This is a genomic window from Paenibacillus sp. P2(2022) (assembly GCF_029522175.1).
GTDB lineage: Bacteria > Bacillota > Bacilli > Paenibacillales > Paenibacillaceae > Paenibacillus > Paenibacillus polymyxa.
The window spans coordinates 41,760-59,025 of record NZ_JAKWFI010000010.1 but is presented as its reverse complement, the minus strand read 5'-3'; the positions used below and the strand labels follow the sequence as shown (position 1 = coordinate 59,025).

General features: G+C 41.1%; 20 protein-coding genes and 1 pseudogene. 9 read left to right on the top strand and 12 right to left on the bottom strand.

What is annotated here, in order from left to right:
* Window positions 1–23: 23 nt before the first annotated feature.
* On the bottom strand, window positions 24–536 hold the full coding sequence (locus MMB75_RS22720; protein ID WP_277511006.1) for a histidine phosphatase family protein: 513 nt from the start codon (window positions 534–536) through the stop codon (window positions 24–26).
* A gap of 336 nt (window positions 537–872) precedes the next feature.
* Here MMB75_RS22720 and MMB75_RS22715 point away from each other — a divergent pair, with 336 nt between their 5' ends.
* Both MMB75_RS22715 and MMB75_RS22710 read left to right on the top strand, forming a co-directional pair.
* Complete coding sequence (locus MMB75_RS22715) at window positions 873–1,064, top strand: DUF3934 family protein (RefSeq protein ID WP_016818999.1); 192 nt, start codon at window positions 873–875, stop codon at window positions 1,062–1,064.
* A gap of 140 nt (window positions 1,065–1,204) precedes the next feature.
* Window positions 1,205–1,897, top strand: coding sequence for a pseudouridine synthase (locus tag MMB75_RS22710; RefSeq protein WP_031463481.1), 693 nt, complete (start codon window positions 1,205–1,207; stop codon window positions 1,895–1,897).
* A gap of 54 nt (window positions 1,898–1,951) precedes the next feature.
* On the opposite strand, the gene MMB75_RS22705 is transcribed toward MMB75_RS22710, so the two are convergent.
* The 4 genes from MMB75_RS22705 to MMB75_RS22690 are packed head-to-tail and all read right to left on the bottom strand — an operon-like array spanning window position 1,952 to window position 5,952.
* Window positions 1,952–3,055, bottom strand: a complete 1,104-nt coding sequence (locus MMB75_RS22705) for a GerAB/ArcD/ProY family transporter (RefSeq protein WP_019687181.1) — start codon at window positions 3,053–3,055, stop codon at window positions 1,952–1,954.
* 12 nt (window positions 3,056–3,067) lie between these two features.
* Window positions 3,068–3,295, bottom strand: a complete 228-nt coding sequence (locus MMB75_RS22700; protein WP_016819002.1) for a hypothetical protein — start codon at window positions 3,293–3,295, stop codon at window positions 3,068–3,070.
* 6 nt (window positions 3,296–3,301) lie between these two features.
* Complete coding sequence (locus tag MMB75_RS22695) at window positions 3,302–4,480, bottom strand: Ger(x)C family spore germination protein (protein WP_277511072.1); 1,179 nt, start codon at window positions 4,478–4,480, stop codon at window positions 3,302–3,304.
* Window positions 4,481–4,524: 44 nt separating this feature from the next.
* Window positions 4,525–5,952 carry a spore germination protein gene (locus MMB75_RS22690; protein ID WP_045245191.1) on the bottom strand — a complete coding sequence of 476 codons (1,428 nt, stop codon included), beginning with the start codon at window positions 5,950–5,952 and terminating at the stop codon, window positions 4,525–4,527.
* 790 nt (window positions 5,953–6,742) lie between these two features.
* Here MMB75_RS22690 and mle point away from each other — a divergent pair.
* From mle to MMB75_RS22670, 4 genes are all read left to right on the top strand, one after another.
* A complete protein-coding gene (mle, locus tag MMB75_RS22685) occupies window positions 6,743–7,585 on the top strand; it encodes an alpha/beta fold macrolide esterase (protein WP_025364815.1) in 843 nt (280 codons plus the stop codon).
* A gap of 242 nt (window positions 7,586–7,827) precedes the next feature.
* Complete coding sequence (locus tag MMB75_RS22680; RefSeq protein ID WP_017428544.1) at window positions 7,828–8,106, top strand: DUF6809 family protein; 279 nt, start codon at window positions 7,828–7,830, stop codon at window positions 8,104–8,106.
* Window positions 8,107–8,332: 226 nt separating this feature from the next.
* Window positions 8,333–9,553, top strand: coding sequence for a WXG100 family type VII secretion target (locus MMB75_RS22675; protein ID WP_045245190.1), 1,221 nt, complete (start codon window positions 8,333–8,335; stop codon window positions 9,551–9,553).
* A gap of 15 nt (window positions 9,554–9,568) precedes the next feature.
* On the top strand, window positions 9,569–9,901 hold the full coding sequence (locus MMB75_RS22670; RefSeq protein WP_017428546.1) for a hypothetical protein: 333 nt from the start codon (window positions 9,569–9,571) through the stop codon (window positions 9,899–9,901).
* A gap of 153 nt (window positions 9,902–10,054) precedes the next feature.
* On the opposite strand, the gene MMB75_RS22665 is transcribed toward MMB75_RS22670, so the two are convergent.
* The 4 genes from MMB75_RS22665 to clpP form a co-directional block, all read right to left on the bottom strand.
* Window positions 10,055–10,495: a hypothetical protein gene (locus MMB75_RS22665; RefSeq protein WP_017428547.1), complete on the bottom strand. Its 441-nt coding sequence runs from the start codon at window positions 10,493–10,495 to the stop codon at window positions 10,055–10,057.
* Window positions 10,496–11,025: 530 nt separating this feature from the next.
* Window positions 11,026–11,691, bottom strand: a complete 666-nt coding sequence (locus MMB75_RS22660; RefSeq protein WP_045245189.1) for an MBL fold metallo-hydrolase — start codon at window positions 11,689–11,691, stop codon at window positions 11,026–11,028.
* 116 nt (window positions 11,692–11,807) lie between these two features.
* The gene (locus MMB75_RS22655) at window positions 11,808–12,014 is read right to left on the bottom strand and encodes a hypothetical protein (RefSeq protein ID WP_044786524.1); all 207 of its coding nucleotides are present in this window, start codon (window positions 12,012–12,014) and stop codon (window positions 11,808–11,810) included.
* Between the two features lie 68 nt (window positions 12,015–12,082).
* Window positions 12,083–12,667 (bottom strand): ATP-dependent Clp endopeptidase proteolytic subunit ClpP, encoded by a 585-nt coding sequence (gene clpP / locus MMB75_RS22650; protein WP_045245188.1) that lies wholly within the window; start codon window positions 12,665–12,667, stop codon window positions 12,083–12,085.
* 199 nt (window positions 12,668–12,866) lie between these two features.
* Here clpP and MMB75_RS22645 point away from each other — a divergent pair, with 199 nt between their 5' ends.
* Both MMB75_RS22645 and MMB75_RS22640 read left to right on the top strand, forming a co-directional pair.
* Entirely contained in the window at window positions 12,867–13,592 is a 726-nt protein-coding gene (locus MMB75_RS22645; RefSeq protein WP_045245187.1) for an RNA polymerase sigma factor, read from the top strand.
* 149 nt (window positions 13,593–13,741) lie between these two features.
* Window positions 13,742–14,158 (top strand): annotated as a pseudogene (locus MMB75_RS22640) (alpha/beta hydrolase); the annotation flags it as partial.
* A gap of 17 nt (window positions 14,159–14,175) precedes the next feature.
* Here MMB75_RS22640 and MMB75_RS22635 read toward each other — a convergent pair.
* A complete protein-coding gene (locus MMB75_RS22635) occupies window positions 14,176–14,706 on the bottom strand; it encodes a DUF4303 domain-containing protein (protein ID WP_045245186.1) in 531 nt (176 codons plus the stop codon).
* Between the two features lie 294 nt (window positions 14,707–15,000).
* Between MMB75_RS22635 and MMB75_RS22630 the strand changes: the two genes are divergently transcribed.
* On the top strand, window positions 15,001–15,495 hold the full coding sequence (locus tag MMB75_RS22630) for a DUF2798 domain-containing protein (RefSeq protein WP_045245185.1): 495 nt from the start codon (window positions 15,001–15,003) through the stop codon (window positions 15,493–15,495).
* A 226-nt stretch (window positions 15,496–15,721) separates the two neighbouring features.
* Here the strand turns inward: MMB75_RS22630 and map are convergent, their stop codons facing one another.
* Together map and MMB75_RS22620 are read right to left on the bottom strand one after the other, a co-directional pair.
* Complete coding sequence (map, locus tag MMB75_RS22625) at window positions 15,722–16,468, bottom strand: type I methionyl aminopeptidase (RefSeq protein ID WP_016819015.1); 747 nt, start codon at window positions 16,466–16,468, stop codon at window positions 15,722–15,724.
* A gap of 26 nt (window positions 16,469–16,494) precedes the next feature.
* Window positions 16,495–17,217 (bottom strand): TetR/AcrR family transcriptional regulator, encoded by a 723-nt coding sequence (locus MMB75_RS22620; protein ID WP_045245184.1) that lies wholly within the window; start codon window positions 17,215–17,217, stop codon window positions 16,495–16,497.
* Window positions 17,218–17,266: the final 49 nt, after the last annotated feature.

The following is a 17,266-nucleotide window of genomic DNA, read 5'->3' as shown; positions in this document are numbered from 1 at the left end:
GTTTACCTCCCAGTTTTTTTGAATTAAACTACAACAGGCTGCATCGTATTCCACAAACGCTTCACCTGGCACTTTCCATCACGAAACGTTAAAAGATAGAGATCCGGATTTGTTATATGCTCCAGAACAAAGTCTGGAGCATAGTGATGCAACAGAAGTGTTAGGATCAAGCGATGGGTGACTAACAGAAAGGTGTGTTGATCGCTTTTCAGCAATTCTTCCGTTAGGGAAGTGACCCGGGCGATAACCATTTCATCCGATTCCTCTTCGGTAACGCCTCTTACTCCTTGCTCTCTAAGGCGGTTTCCAGGTGGACCAAGTTTGATTTTTAATCTTTCTTCGATGATTTCCGCAGTCTGCCAGGCTCGCGTATATGGACTGGAAATCAAACAGTCTACATGTAAATCTTCCATTTGGGACAGAAAACCAGCTAACTGTTCCGCCTGATTAAAGCCATCTGAACTGAGTGGAGCATCTGGCTCATTACCAGTTCCAATACCGTGGCGAGCCACATATAACTTTACATCAGTACTCATTTAACACCCCTCTTTCTTCGGACAAAATTATCCTTTAAAGGAATTTAAGTAAACATTTTTTTCGCGCAGAGACTAACATGTGTGAGCTTTCACATGATTATGCTGTCCTTTTTTTGACACCTAATTTTTGCGAAGTTAAAATCTAAAAATCAAAAAAAATATAACTATAACAAACGATTAAAAGCTACTTATCCAGTTTTATAGTAGATCAGGACTGATATACATAAATATTTTCAATTCATTGCTTCTGTTTTCAAAACAAATGGGCATTATGTTCAAAGTAATGGTATGATAGCTTAGTTAAATCTGAACGACTAGTCATGGAGTGATTATAATATGGGTGGAAAAAGTAAGGGTGGCGGAACCGGCAGAGGTACGGGAAGTAAAGGCTGGACACGCTGGAACAAAACAGCGAAGCCAGTAAGGAGAAAAAGTGCTGCTACCGGTGCACCTGGAAATACAGCGACCGGAGCTGCAAAAGGCGCTGCTGCCAAGCCAAATGGGAATCGAGGCGGCAGAAGTAAGTAAGCCGAGCATGTATAGGGTTGTTTTCAAAGTCGAACATCTGATTATGCATATGTAATCAGATGTTTTTTTAATAAAACAATACAGATTTACTCTCTATAGTTATCTATAAATCTGATGCTACGATGTAAAGGAAGTGAATCATGCGAATTAACAAGTACATTAGTGAGACAGGATTCTGCTCACGTCGGGAAACGAACAGGCTGATTGCAGCAGGGCGGATTACAATTAATGGTAGCGTATGTGAAGCGGGTGCGGAAGTAGAGCCACAGGACATCGTGTTAATTGATGGGGAAACTATCCCAGTTAACCGTAGTAAACCCGTATATTTGGCATTAAATAAGCCTATCGGCATTGTATGTACGGCAGCGGAGCAAGTGGAGGGCAATATTATTCGTTATATCAATTATCCTTCACGTATTTTTGCCATTGGCAGACTGGATAAGGCGTCAGAGGGACTCATTTTATTAACCAACGATGGAAGCATTGTCAACCAAATGATGCGTTCCGAGCATGGCCATGAGAAGGAATACGTGGTGAGGGTAGACAAGCCTGTTACAGATGAATTTACACAGACCATGTCTCGCGGCGTTGAAATATTGAACGTCATTACCAAACCGTGTAAGGTTGAACATATAAGCGAATACGAGTTTCGTATTATTTTGACACAGGGATTGAATCTGCAAATTCGTAGAATGTGCAAGGCTTTGGGCTACAGGGTGCTAAAGCTGGAACGTGTTCGAATTATGAATATTACCTTGGATCATCTGGAACGTGGGCAATGGAGACATCTTGAGAAGGAGGAACTGGAGCTACTTCTTGCTAAATTGCAATAATGAGTACAACAAAAGTTTATTTGAGGACCGTATGTTCATACAGCCAACGCAACTTTAGTGATACTTTTTACGTAATTTCAACGAGCCGCCTACCTTGCCCATCAGCCATAACACAATAGGAAACACAATACCGAAAATCATGGCGTAAAAAGGCCATACTGAAAAAAACATGGTTATAAACTGCATGTTTGGCCAGATAGAATGAACCATTGCCATTGCAATTAGGATCAGAGGAATTAAGAGAGAGTTAGCGCTCCGCAGGCGAAAAGCATCTGCAAGCCCTTGCGCTGACACATATAAAAGCAGTGCGAGTCGGAAAAAAATGGTGACAAACCAAAACACGGCAACAAAAATTTCAAACCGTTGAAGAAACTCTCCGCTACTGATTGTTCGGTTAATAAAAAAAGTAGGAAACGTCAAATTAGATACAACACCTTCACTCATCACGGCGATTATTTGTAGAACCATGAAAAAATACATGCCGCCGCTAATCAAAGCACATGTTATCACTGTCTTTCTCCACTTTTTTGGATCAGGGATGTACTGTGCGAAAAAAAGATACAGAAATGCCTCAAGATAGGGAAAGGCAAACAAATTGAACGAAGCGAGAACGATAGGGTTTAAACCATACTCAAAAATAGGGAGCACATTATCTATGTTGCTCTCAGGAAGAAGGGTAATCCTGACCAAAAGATACAGAACAAGAAGGAAAAAAAACAGGATTTCCGCACAACGGCCAATTACAGCAGGGCCTGATCGAACGGCGAAATAAATGACTATTAGCATGATGAAATATATCGCGTCGGGGGGAGTTTCAGGCATAATAGCTATCGTGATAAAGTCGCCCAGATTTCGAAGCGTCATAATGAACACAAGAAAGGGAAAGAAAAAAATGAAAACGATGCTGATTGTCCCGCCCAAAAAAGGACCGAAGAGGCAACGGAGATGCTCTACGAAAGATTTTCCCTGTATTTGCCTAGCGATGGAGGCATATAAAGGTATCAATAACAGATGAAACCCTAAGGAGACTGGGATGGAGAGCCAGGCATCTTGTTTTGCGGTAGCGGTAATTGCCGCTGGGAGTACCAGATATGCGCTTCCTATTTGATATAATGCAAACCACATAATAGCTTGTCGAACGGTCAAGTTGGAATTCATCCCAATACCCCCTTAAGATAACATTTCTGTAAGTAACCGGCTTATCGGTTGAAATAGGATTTGAATGCCCGTCAGTGGAGTCGGCAGTTTAATGCTGACGATCCGTAGGATAATCAATATGACGCCTATAATCAACAATATTGAGCTGAATACAATTTCACGTACGTATTGTTTCTCTTTAAATTTTTTAAACTCATACAACGATGCTAAAATGGAAGTTACGAGAATAACATAAAGCATATGTACTCACTCCTGATTGTGTATTCCCATATCAATTGGACTGGTAATGTCTCCGAACCGAACTAAACGATAATTGAGCTGAATATCCACTTTAAGAGTTTGGAATTTTTGTGGCCAATCCTCTTTCCATCTATGCCATTCATGCGGGAACTTGCGGTGAAAAGCTTCTCCAAATCCGAATATATCGGAACCCATTTGTTGTGCGTTTCGAATGCCTCCCTTCAAAGACTGTTCCAGATGCTCCTTAGCTGTTTCTTGAAGATTTCTAAATGTCTCTTCATTCTTAAGGTTGGCATTGCACGAGACCGTTCCGATATTGGATTCTGTATCCACAATAAGAGAAATGCGTGGCTCATGGTCTATTATTTGTGGGCGTATTTTTACTTTGGAACGGATTACTTCAACAACAAATTTTCCTTTGGAATTCGGACAATTGATGGAAGCTACGGTACTGGAAACACGGTTGGATATATAGGTAAAGGCTTTACTTTGCGAATCATCCATCCAATCGATAAGTCGATCGCCCTTGAAAACACCAATTCCAGTGAAAAAATATTTAACATGTTGGGGCGACTTTGTCACATTATCAATAGTTAGACCTTTTTCTAGGTTTGTCAGTCGAATACCGGTGAGAACTGGTTCAATGCCATCCTTCGTAAATTTCTGCAAAAGATCTTTTACATTGACTGCGGAAGTTGGAGCCCATGCTTTTTCAGAGTTCTTTAATGCCTTATACATATCCATTGCAGGCAAGACCTCGGTTGGAGCTACAAAAGTAACGGCCTCCTTTGCTGAGTTTTCTCTGACAACGGCCAAATAGAAATCAGGCCGAACTTCATGGTCACGGAATAGAAAGTCCAGCGGCTCCTTGATTCCTTTTTTTGCTGTTTTTTCATCAAAAATTACAAATTTTAAGTGAGACATATACATTTTTCGGGACGATTCTGTTGTTAATTTTCGAATAGCTTCAAATATGGTATCGGCGCGTTTGGAAAAAACGATCGTTGGCGTCCGTTCCATGGGGGAATTCTGAGACATTTTCGATGGGTCAACCACTTGTAAACTGACTTCATATTGGTCATCAACTGCGTCAATGCCCAGAGCCATCACGACGGAAATTGCGCTCAATTCCTTACTGTTCCAGCAACCCGTAAGAAACACCATTAGCCAGATGCACATAAACATTAATAAAATGGTGGATCGGTACGAGTTCATGATGGTCTACTCCTTTAGTTTTTGCGTTGTTTTTTAGTTTTATATGGAAAACGCAATATGGCGTCCCTCTGCTCCGACGATTTGTAATTGGCAAAGGGACTCAAATACGGTACACCGAATGAATGGAGCCCATTTAGATGCACAAAGAGCATGAGAATACCAACAGTCAATCCGTACACACCAAACATAGCGGCTATGCCTATGAAAGCGAAACGTAATATCCGAATTGGAATAGCAAAGGTGTACGAGGGAATGACAAAGCTCGAAATGGCAGTTATTGCAACAACAATGACCATAACAGCCGAAACGATGTTTGCTTCTACAGCTGCCTGGCCAATCACGATGGACCCGACAATAGAAACGGCTTGACCGACCGTCCGTGGCATACGGAGACCTGCCTCCCTCAGAATTTCAAAAACCACTTCCATGATCATCGCCTCAATAAATGCTGGGAATGGAACTCCTTCACGTTGCGCAGATAAGCTTAATAATAAAACTGTTGGAATCATATCCTGATGGAATGTCGTTAATGCGACATAAATGGCCGGAGCCAACATACAGATTGTTAGGCAGATGTACCTTAATATTCGAATGATACTACCGTAAACATAGGACTGATAATAATCTTCTGCGGATTGGAGGAAATCTGCAAACACCGCAGGTGCAAGGATGGCGAAGGGAGATCCATCCACAAATATTGCAATTTTCCCCTCCATGATTCCTGCTGCAATGGAGTCTGGGCGATCAGAATTATAAAAGAGTGGAAATATCGTGAATTGCTTATCTTCATGGAGACATTCTTCCAAATATTCGCTTTCAAGCACACCTTCTACTTGCATGTTCTTTAACTTGGATATCATGTCCTGCACCTTTTTTGGGTCAGCGACTCCATGTAAATACATGACAGATATATCGGTCTTAGTTTTTTCGCCAACTTTTACCGCAGTAAGACGTACTCTTGTATCCTTCACCCTTCGACGAACCATAGTCGTATTCGTACGTAAAGTTTCTGTAAACGCTTCTTGCGGACCTCTGACCACTGGCTGTGTCTTCGAGTCCGAAATGCTGCGTTCTTCCCATCCAGGCAAAGAAATGACCAGACCTTCATCCATATCGTCCAGTAGTAGGAGAAGACCACCCGAGAGAATCTGTTCCAAGGCATCTTCAAAGTTTTGAGTAAAGCTTGCTTCACCAATGTCCAAAATTGCGTTTTTCAATAACGATAAAGTAATCTCATCAGAGGAGACACGATCATGCAACGGACGGATCACGTTGTCCTGTACCTTTTGCATGTCAGTCATGCCGTCCAAATAAAAAAGAGCGGCGTGTTTATGGCCAGCTGTGATTTCACGAACAACAAAATCCGAACTGTTTCCCATGAAGTCACAAATGAGCTCGATATTCCGGCATAATTGTCTTGAAAATTTGGTATGTAACTTCATTATTACCCTCCTCAGATTCGTAGTATTAACAATAATCCGAAATAATACCACAATAATCCATGATTTTATTCGTTGTCGTTAAGATTAATAACATCTTTAACGGTGGAGGATACAATACCTGCAATAATACTATGCAAAGAGCTTAATTTATCCAAATTTCAATTCATCCAATTATTCAAACAGGCTACAGATGACTATCTTTTTTTGGAATAGTTTACTTGTGTAGTATAATATTTTTGACGGATATTCTTTACTGTCAATTCATTTAAACATCCAGATAGAGAGGGATTTGATCATGCTATTCATTACAAAAAAATTGATCGACAAGCTAGCAGAACCTTATAGAGAATCTGACATGCTCATCTGCTATTCAACTCCACAGAGCTTTTCGGCTTATACAAGTCGAGCCATATTACTCTTAAATAATGATAGGATTATTATCCTTTTCCTCAATCTATTTTCCACAAAAGTAGTACAAAAAGTTGAATATGAAATAGCTGATTTACAGGAACAAAAATATCATTCTGGACACCTGTCTTCTGCAATATGGTCATTTAAAATCAAAGGCCAGCACAGTAGGTTCAGGATAATCAAAAAAATTCTTACGCTTGGCTCTATGCAAAGAGATTTTCTAAATTTCTTGCAACAAAATATCTTAAACTAGCGACCGAGTAGATCGGTAATTCCTGTCTGTCTAAGGGAGAGGCACTGGAAGTACTTAATGAGGATAAGTGATGAAGGTAATATTCGGTGTTTTTTTGTTATATATCATTGAGGGGAGGAATTCTACATGAATGAACTACTTATAAAAAGCGATGGAATAGAAATCTGTAGTGAGAGTTTCGGCGAGCGAGTTCACCCAGCAATATTACTGATTATGGGCGCTCAATCCTCACTGATCTGGTGGGAGGAAGAATTCTGCCAGCGTTTAGCTGATACAGGTCGTTTTGTCGTTCGTTACGATAACCGAGATGTCGGACGTTCTACAACTTATGAACCGGGTCAACCAGACTATACTTTTGAAGACATGGCAGATGATGCGATTCGAGTTTTGGATGCTTATAAGATTGAACAAGCGCATATCGTAGGGATGTCTATGGGCGGAATGCTGACTCAGATGATAGCTCTACGACATCCAGACAGAGTATTAACGGTGACTCTTTTAGCCACGTCCAATTTTGCTCCCGATCTTCCACCGATGGAGGAAAAGGTTATGGACTATTTCTCGAATATGGAAGCAATAGATTGGACGAACGAACAATCGGTGGTTGATTTTGTGGTGGGTAGATCAAGAATTCTAGTAGGTTCAAAGCATTCCTTCGATGAGAATAAGGTTTATCAATTGGCAAAAGAAGAATGGAAAAGAAGCAATAATATGGCTAGTATGAATAATCACGCAATGCTGTCAGGTGGAGAATCCTATTTGGCTAGGACAGGGGAAATAAACGTTCCTACACTGGTTATACACGGTACTGAAGATCCGATTATCCCTTATGAACACGGAATACATCTTGCTAACGAAATTCCGGGTGCGTTTTTACTAGCATTGGAAGGTGCCGGACATGAGATTCACTATGACGACTGGGATTTAATTATCGATTCAATTTCAAAACACACTTCGATGCCAAATTAGTTTAATCACCCGAACAATTAGATCAGATAATTAGAGTAGAAAATGCAACTTTGTCAAAGTTGTCATTAGAAAAGTAGAGCTCTATCCTACGGGGTAGGGCTTTTTAATGGTTTCTAGTGATATATTCGCTAAATCATCATTATTGACATTACAATGGGATATTCTATTTTCAGGGAACAAAATGCATCTACGATTCTGGAATTTACACAAAATCTTATTAAAAGGGAGAAGAAGATGAATATATGAGTATCTTGGAGGATTTATACTATGGAAAATGGTACCCAAGCGAACGAACCAAACCTAAAAACCCTGAGCTTGAGCTAGTTCATCAGAAAATATCCGCTTCTATGAAAGCATTAAAAGCAAAATTGTCGGAACAAGATTACGAATTAATCGAAGAACTATCCGATTTAAATGATGTACTGATTTCTATATTATCTGCCTCAGATTATATTTCAGGGTACAAAGCAGGGGCTTTGACGATAATTGAAATAATTGATGGGATAAACTACCGAAACTAAGAGATCGAGCTTTCAATGTATCGGCTTATTTTTATAAGGTGAATCATATAACTTAAGTAAGATGTATTTTAGGAATGGACAGCAAAAGAGAAGTATTTGAATAAATATAAGTCAGAGGTCATAGGGAATAAGTCTTCTGATTCTTATAACAATTAGGAATGAAGCAGGTTTTCCATAAATTAGAATAATGGTATTATGTCCTAACGAACTCAAAATGAGGTACATTATGACAACCATTAAAGTGACACCCGAACATCTTATAGCTGTCTCTAAGAAGTTTGAGCTTGCGCTGCAAACGGTGATGCAGATGAATAGTAAGTTATCGCAGCATATCTCGTTTATGGAACGATTCTGGGAGGGCATAACGAAGGAGCAATTCTATTACAGATTTCAAACATCCCAGAAGAATATGAATGAATTTGTTACACTTACAGATTCTATTGCAAAAGAATTGCGCCATCATGCAGATAAGTTTAGATTAACTGATTTATTGGAAACAGGTAATATTGACGCCAGTTGTTTACCACCTCCACCTAATTCATGTTCTGTTCCTGCTCCAGATACTCGAAATGCTTTCCAAAAATCGGCGGATACTTTAGCAGAGCTTGGTCAGGATTTTGTAGTAGCTAATTCAGAACGATATGAGAAAAAATTTGATTCATTCTGGAGCTTCATGGATTATATGACGTACGGTATTCCAAAAGGAATGTATCAAGGGTACATGGAACGAGCAGCCAAACAAAACGATTCATGGAATGACATGCTCAATTTCGGTACATTTGGAGTAACAGGCATGATTCAGGGTGCATTCAATCCTACCAATGCGTGGTCAAAGGAACACTGGGCTAATATGATTGGTACAGCAGGATTGATGATAGGTTCTACGTCGACCAAAGCACTGATTAAGCCCAAAAATCTTTTGGAGGGATCCGTTAAGTATGAAGGCGCTAAAAGTACGAGCAATATCTTAAAAGATAGTGAACAGCACCCTGCTCTTGGAAGAGAGTTTTATAGAGATATTGGTGAAGAATTTAGAAAAAATCCCGATGATCCTTTAAAAGAAGTTATTGGACCCGGAAGAGAGTCACATCCACAAGAATGGAATAAAATTATTGACGAATTACATTCAGAGGGAGTAGAAGTTATATATAAAGGCAACACAATGGCTTATTCCCCTAGCAAAGGTGGGCCCGGCCAACTAATAATAGATGAAGACGCTTCTATAGGAGCATTAATTCATGAGTATACTCATTACCTGGACGATTCAAAGCATGGATTCCCCGGAATGAGTTACCATTTTCAAACAATAAATCGTGTGAAAATGGAATTAAATGCATATATGAGAGAAATAAAAATTGCCGAAGATTTGGGACGTAATGATATTGCAAATATGTTATTTGAAAATTATATTCAAGAAAGAAAATTACTAACAAGTCATTTAAAATAATTCAGGAGGAATAAAATGAATATAGTAAAAAAATTAGAAGAAGGAAAATGTTCAATAGATGAGTTAGAAAATTTGCTAGAAGAAAAAAACCCCATAGTTTTATATCATGCAATGACACATATCGGAAAAGAAGGCATTCGTGCAGAGGAAATATTAAAAAAATTAAATGAATTGTCTTTAAAAAGGGAACCTCAAGATAAGCTTTTAGGTACCTATAAGGTGGGAGACTTAGCAATCGCTACTATGATAAAACTTGGAGAAAAAGAAGATGAGATAACTGGTTTTGAAATTTTAGATGAATTCGAAAAAAAGATGCTTTTCCGTCTGTTTGAAGAAGTCGAGTGGTAAGTCTCCTGTTCATCTAGATAAATGTACTCAGTTCAAAACTTATTTCACCTCGAACGCTGAGGAGAAATAAGTTTTTGATATTAGGAAATATTGGTGCATACGCGCAGTCGGCGAACACTTGGGATGAACGTCCCGGGATTATTCATTCTGGGCTCAATGTTTTTTTCGACAAACACTAATGATAGAAGGAGATAAAGGCGTGAACGGTGTTTTATCCCAGTCCGAATATTGATTTTCGATACAAAAGCCGGGGCTCGTTAATAAACGCTGAAGCGTGTCATTATCAGTAAAGCGACATGCAATTCGAGAAGTTGTTTTCTTCGATCCCCAATCACGAAACGTCGCCCAGTGCATGATCTGGTTACTTGAATCATACAACTGTGTCCCAGAAACCTTGACTTTAATTCCATCCTTATCGATAAAATTTCCCCAGATGCTTTCCTCTTGATTGGATAAATATACTTTCAAGGGGGTTCGGGTTTCAAAAACAAACAACCCATTTGGCTCTAGGTGCTTGTAGGCGGTTTCGAGTGAGGCTCGTTGACCCTCATCGCTCAAAAATGCCTGGAATGCATTTTCTGTCGAATATATCATGGAAAAACGCTTTTCGGATCGAATGTACGAGCACCAGCTTCAATAAAATCCACAGGCAAACCTTGAGCTTTAACCCGCGCATATTCAAGCATTGATGAAGAAATATCAGTACCTGTTATATGTATCCCTATTTTGATAAGTGAATGGTTGTCAATCCTGTACCACACCCGAGTTCCAGAACCTCGCCTGATTGAGTTAAGCGTTAGCTCAAATTTCAACTTCAATAGCTGAGAAGAAAAATATTGGCATATGCATTGGAAATTCAGTATCTTCCGATCTCGTTAAAGTGGGGTCTTGTATTTACAGTTTCGAGGGTTAATCAATTTGTTGTATTATGAAAGATCTAGAAAGAATTGAACCATATAAATTTTCTTAATAGTATTGTTCACCGCCAACGGAAGCAGCAATCATTAATTCTTATTGAATTTTTGTGATAGTCGCTACATGGAGGCATCTCACATAACTGAAAAAACCGGACCCTTTCGATCTACAAGGGAATCCAGTTTTGATATCGTAACTAAGAGTAAATTTTATAATCCTTTGCTAAGTCCTAATAGCTGGTCATTAACTTCTACATTACTTAATCCCCCGTGATAACAAACCACCGATGCAATGTCGAGATCCAAGTACTTTTTCAATGAGAGTCGAGCTTCACTTATATTAGGTGTAGTCGGAGCATGAATTCCTCTGAGAATCCCGTTTTCGCTGTACATCGAATCACCAGCAATGAGAATCTTACTTTGCTTCAAATAAAGGCTGATATGACCAGGGGTATGCCCAGGCGTATGGATGACTCGAATTGTTCCGCAAAACGGCAGTTCCTGACCATCTATTAAGGTATTGTCCACTCTGCCCTTCGGGGGATTCTCAAGGTGACCATCTTTTAAAAGAGGGAGTTCCCCTTGAATATACGGCTTATCCAGCTCATGCGCATATACTGTAATATTGTTGCCACACTCCTGCAAAATCTCAGGAAGACAACCTATATGATCCACATCCTGATGTGTCAAAATCACAGCTTTTAGTTTGCCAAACGACGCGCCTACCTTTTCCATAGCCATGCGTAAATCTTCGATTTGTCCTGGAAATCCTGTATCTACTAACACTGCCATTTCTCGATCCCACAACAGAATAGGATGAATCCTGTTCCCATGAAAATCTAGTTGAAGCATTTCCACTCCCTTTGAGATTTCCATAATACCATGCCTCCGTAAAATGAAATTTTCACCCATGCGGGTTGCCGATTCCACAAATCATGGAAGGATGGCTTAAACTTGTGGGATCGGCGATTACCTGTGATACTATGGTAGATTTATGGGGCGAATCCAACTCTGTAAGGTTGTCTTTCTTTAATATCAATGGTTACGGTGCGAATGGACGTAATAGGAATAACAAGCGTCTGATATTGCGTAAGGTATTTAACATACTTGTCGTCAATCTGGTCCAATACCCCGTCGCTTGCACATGTTCCGTCAATGAAATGAATAGTTACTTCCTTGCCTTGCAAACTTGCTAACATGAAATCACCTCGTATTTTTCTTGTAGTTTCTTGGCCAGAGCAGGGGATCATTAAGTCTTGTGCATACTCTACAAAGAAGTTATCACTTGATCGATGATGCCATACTCCAGTGCTTCCTGAGCAGACATGAAAAAATCCCGGTCCATGTCTTTCTCGACTTTTTCCAAAGGTTGCCCAGTCCGTTCAGCTGTGACATGGGTTGCCTTTTCACGAGTTAATAAAATTCTTTTGGCGCTGATCGCAATATCGCTGGCCTGCCCTTGTGCGCCGCCGTGCGGCTGATGGATCATAATTTCACTATTCGGTAGTGCCGAACGTTTCCCTTTGGTGCCAGCCAGCAAGAGGATCGCGCCAAACGAAGCAGCAAATCCAGTACATATCGTATGCACATCAGGTTTGATGTACTGCATCGTATCATAAATGGCAAATCCTGCGGAAGTAGAGCCACCCGGGCTGTTGATGTACATGTAGATTTCTTTTTCCGGATCTTCTGCCGCCAGAAACAATAATTGAGCAATAATGCTGTTGGCTAATTGATCGTCGATGGCTGCTCCTACAAACACAATGCGATCCTTTAACAGTCTGGAATAGATATCGTATGATCGTTCACCTTGAGCGGTTTGCTCAACAACATAAGGAACATAAACACTCATTTTGTATACCCCCATTTTCTTGGTTCAGTTGATTTCTCCTTGTAAACGAACCCAGACTGTAAAAAGATACGGAGTTTTTATTAGAAAAACGATTTGCGTATATGGTGTAACTTCTACAACCCCTAATTCGTTTACAATGAAGGTAGCAAATGGTTTTGCTTTAGCAGAGGGCAGAATATGACTGTGGAGGAGAAGGCCTATGAACATAGATGATTCTATACAGATGACAGACAATTCAGTGAACATCCACAACTTTGACGAATTACAGGCGGTCCTGAAGCGTTACTGTCTGTCGCTTACGAAATCAAATTGGGATGCGGAAGAATTGGCTCAGAATACTTGGGTAAAAGCATTAGGAAAGTTAAACAATTTCGAACATACCAATCCCAAAGCGCTTCTGCTGCGGATTGCTAAAAACACCTGGATTGATGAGATACGGAGAAAAGCAGTCTTCACTCGGATATTGAATAGGGAACAAGCAAAAGTGACTGAAGCGGATCATGGAACTTTTGAAATTGAGATAGCGTTGCAGTCCTTAATGAATCATCTATCACCGCTTCAGAGAACTGTCTTCCTGCTGCGAGATGTGTTCGCATTTTCGATTAGTGAAACATCCGACATACTGGGCACAACAGAGGGAGCGGTAAAAGTTGCACTTCATCGGGCACGAAAATCGTTAGGAGCAGTTCAGGAGGAACTCCTCAAAGGAGAATTATCTTTACCGGAAAGTGAAAAATCGAAAACTTTTCTAAGAGCGTTGACAGCTGCATATCAGATGGGAGATATTGCAACATTGGTTATGCTCTCTTATCAGGATGTCATGGAGCCAGATGTGATGATCGGTATCGTCAATAATAAGCTGCTCTGGAGTCACATTTCAGCAAAACAAACGAATTTCGATACCTTAAGTATGATGGCGGCGTAGTTTCTCTCATCATCGTAGTATCATAGGATAGAACCACAAAGAATATTTTGATAAGGAAGACAACAACAGGCTGTATTAAGCGAGGATAAAGTAATGATGAAGCAAAAATTGATAATAGAGGGCATCCCGGCAATTTTGTGGGGTGGTGACAATGGTATGACATTAGTGCTTTCGCTTGTAGCATGGGTGCGTATTTTAGTTTGCTTGCTTATAATCATTTCCCACTTAGACAATGTCTGTTTCTTTCTCCGGTGCTAGATATGGATAGAATAATCAAAAATATGATGACATGGTTCAGTGTTAGCGACGAGAGATTAAAAGTTGAAAAAGAAATATCTACACCCATTGGGCAAACACTTGATTGGGATTATTATTGCTATGTTAAAACACATCCAATTGATACATGGAATAAGCCAACTGCCATTCTTTATGGCTCTGAAGATGACTTGTCTGAATATGATGTTATATCCACGTTTGCAAGCCGATTTCATTGCCAGTTAAAAGTGATGGAACATGGAAAGCATTATTTTCACACCAAAGAGCAACTGCAATTTGCCTGTTCGTGAGTTGCTTCAAATGACTTCTATTGATAACGATGCAAGAAGCCATCAACTAAATTGGCATTTGTCATCTGCATTACAGATTGATCTTCCAGTTCCTCGGCCATATCATCATCCGTCATGGACACGAAAAAAATAATATCTTCTTTGGATTGGCCGAATTGAGTAAAAAGTACATCGTCGGTTTCTTTAACGACCTTGGCCATAATTTTTATCATTTCATCTTTATAATCCAACACATTTTCGGTTGCATACAGAAATTTGCTAATATGATTGAGATGTGTTGTATCGCCATATTGATATTCGCTTAATCCCCATCTGTAATAATTTTCATCTTCCTTGCTGTCGCACAGGCCTTCGGCTTTCATGTTTGTGACATGTCTAACAAGTGATTCCTCCGTATTAACAGCTAGAAATAAGGTGACAAAATCGCTGTCTGTTCCAAAAGCACAGGCGTAAACCTTCTCATTCTTCACTTCTTCCAGTATGCTTTTAAGATCATCTAGAAATCCTGTTCTAAATCTTTCCTCAAATTCATTCAGAAAATTGTTCATCTGGTTCATATACTCCTTTGTGAGTTTTATGCTTGTTTATATTTTACATCATTAGCTCGAAGCAGTGCAGCCTACTGTTATTCTCTTTTTATTTCTGTAGAGACAGTCAAGGATCTTCATAGTCAACGAATGTCACTCAGATAAAATGTTTTGAAATCCTTACTTTGTTTTAAGAAAATTGCTATAATTGTTAGATCAGTGTGTAGAGATATTGGTACTAGTTTTAATGACCAAAAATATATGTTGCATGATACGTCTACCATCTGAAATATTTTTATTTCGGAGGGAAACAACATGTATAAGGAAGAAAGACTGCCTCAAAACGCAAAAGAAGGTATATTATTTTTATTGATTATTTCAATTATTTCAGTAAACACGATCGCCCCGATTATTATGGGCCTGGAACGCGGCTTTAGTACAAAAAATTATTTAGAAACGCTAAAGATTATTCCGTTTATGTGGATTATCGTTGTTTTGTTAGTAAGATTGGTTGCTGGACCATTAGTGGGTAAAGTGTTACCAAAACTCGTAGGACAAACAGATGGATTTAATGCTAGAGTATTATTGAATACTTTATTGAATGTCACGGTCTTATCTATTCTTCTAACCATTATAGGAACTTGGGTGGGTACGAAACAAATAAGCCTAGAACCTTTTCAGAACTTCTTTCATAGTTGGTTTAGAAATTTTGGTGTAGCATTTTGGATTGAGCTATTGGTTGCTCAGCCCATAGCAAGATTTGCAATGAGAAAACACACGCAAGACAGGCTAGCCAAGCAGAGAGTGTAAATCCGTAACAACTAGTAGATTGATTAAAAATAATGTAATTAAAAAAACGCATAGCAATGTGGTTTTTCGTAAATTTGTAAAGTTACAAACCATGTAAAAAAGCGCTGGTCCCAGGCTGGACCAGCGCTTTTTCGCGTTTCGGATTACGAACTTTCGTCAGACCAAGCAGGCCGGGTTGGCGACTTATTTCCTAAAATGACGCATTCCCGACTGTTTGTCTTTATTCTTACTGGGCCGTTAAAATTAGTGGGCCGTCCTGTGTAACTGCGATCGTATGCTCATATTGTGCCGACAACTTGCCGTCGGCTGTTCTCGCCGTCCATTGATCGTCGTCGATCGTAATACGAAACGTACCTTCGTTGATCATCGGTTCAATGGTAAACACCATGCCTTCCTTTAACCGAATGCCTTTACCAGCTATGCCGATATGCTCGTAGCTCGGCTCCTCGTGCAGGCTCCGTCCGATCCCGTGCGCGAGCAGATCGCGTACAACCGAAAACCCGTTTGCTTCCGCATGCTGTTGAATCGCCGACGTTATGTCGCCGAGCCGGCCCCCGGGGAGTGCACGGGCAATCCCCAAATCCAAGCATTCCTTTGTCACCTTCATTAATTTTTGCGCCTCCGGCCGGATATTGCCCACCGCATAGCACCAGCACGAATCACCGAACCATCCGCCGTATTCCACGACGATGTCGAGCTTCAGCAAGTCGCCGTCCATAAGCACCTGGTTCGAAGGAATGCCGTGGGCGACCACATCGTTGACCGAAATGCAGGTTTCGGCGGGGAAACCGTTGTACCCTTTCGTAAACTGCTTGCCGCCTAGCTTGGTGATGTGTCTGGCAACAAAGTCATTGATTTCCCGAGTGGTAATCCCAGGCTCGATCAGTTTGACCACCTCGCGGTAGCAGTCCGCAACGATCTGGCTTGCCGGTTTCATTTCTTCGATTTCTCTAGGTGATTTTAAGATGATCATCTTTGATGATTCGCTCCTTATCCATTCTATAATTTTAAAAACCGGGCGATATCCCTGGCCTCCTCGTGCAGCTTTCCGCGACGAAGCGAAAGCGAGGCGCAGCCGACCAAGGCGGCCAGCAGCATTTCCGCGTGGTGTAGCCGATACGGCGACTCTGCCGTATTTTCGCCGGAAGCGGCAACCTCGTCCACCGCACGCCCAGTCTCCAGCAAAGCGGCGAGCGGCGCGAGCACCTCCCGGCGAAAAGCGGCCGAGAGTGGGGCCGAGCGCGCTTCAGGCAGCGAGGCAAAGCCCTCACCGGCCAGCTTATGCAGCAGGTACAGGGCGTGGTCCTCCGCCCAAAGCTGCAGTAGCCGGACGCCAGCGGCGGCGACGGGGCCAAGCTCTGCGGTAACGGCCGTTTCGCGGCTTTTGCTTTGGGAATCCGCGGCAGACGTGTTCCCGATATCTGCCGCCACAGCCAAGCCGAAATGCCCGCGCGCCGGCGCCTGCCCCGAAGCCGAAGCACGCGGGGCCTCCAACCATCCCCCGGACCGCTCCAACGCGTCCCATAGCAGATCGTGGAGCAGATCACCCTTATTGCCGTAATAATGGTATACCGTGCCATAGCCGAGTCCCGCCTGCACGGCCACATCACGGATTTCCAGTAAAGGCCCTTTATTCAAAAACACATCGGCAGTGGCTTTCCGGATTTGTGCCAGTCGCCGCAGCCGGATCTCTTCGTTTTGTTCCTTCGTTCGTGGAGACATCTCGTCCGTTCACCTCTTTTGTTTTTGACCTACTCTTATGTCAATATAA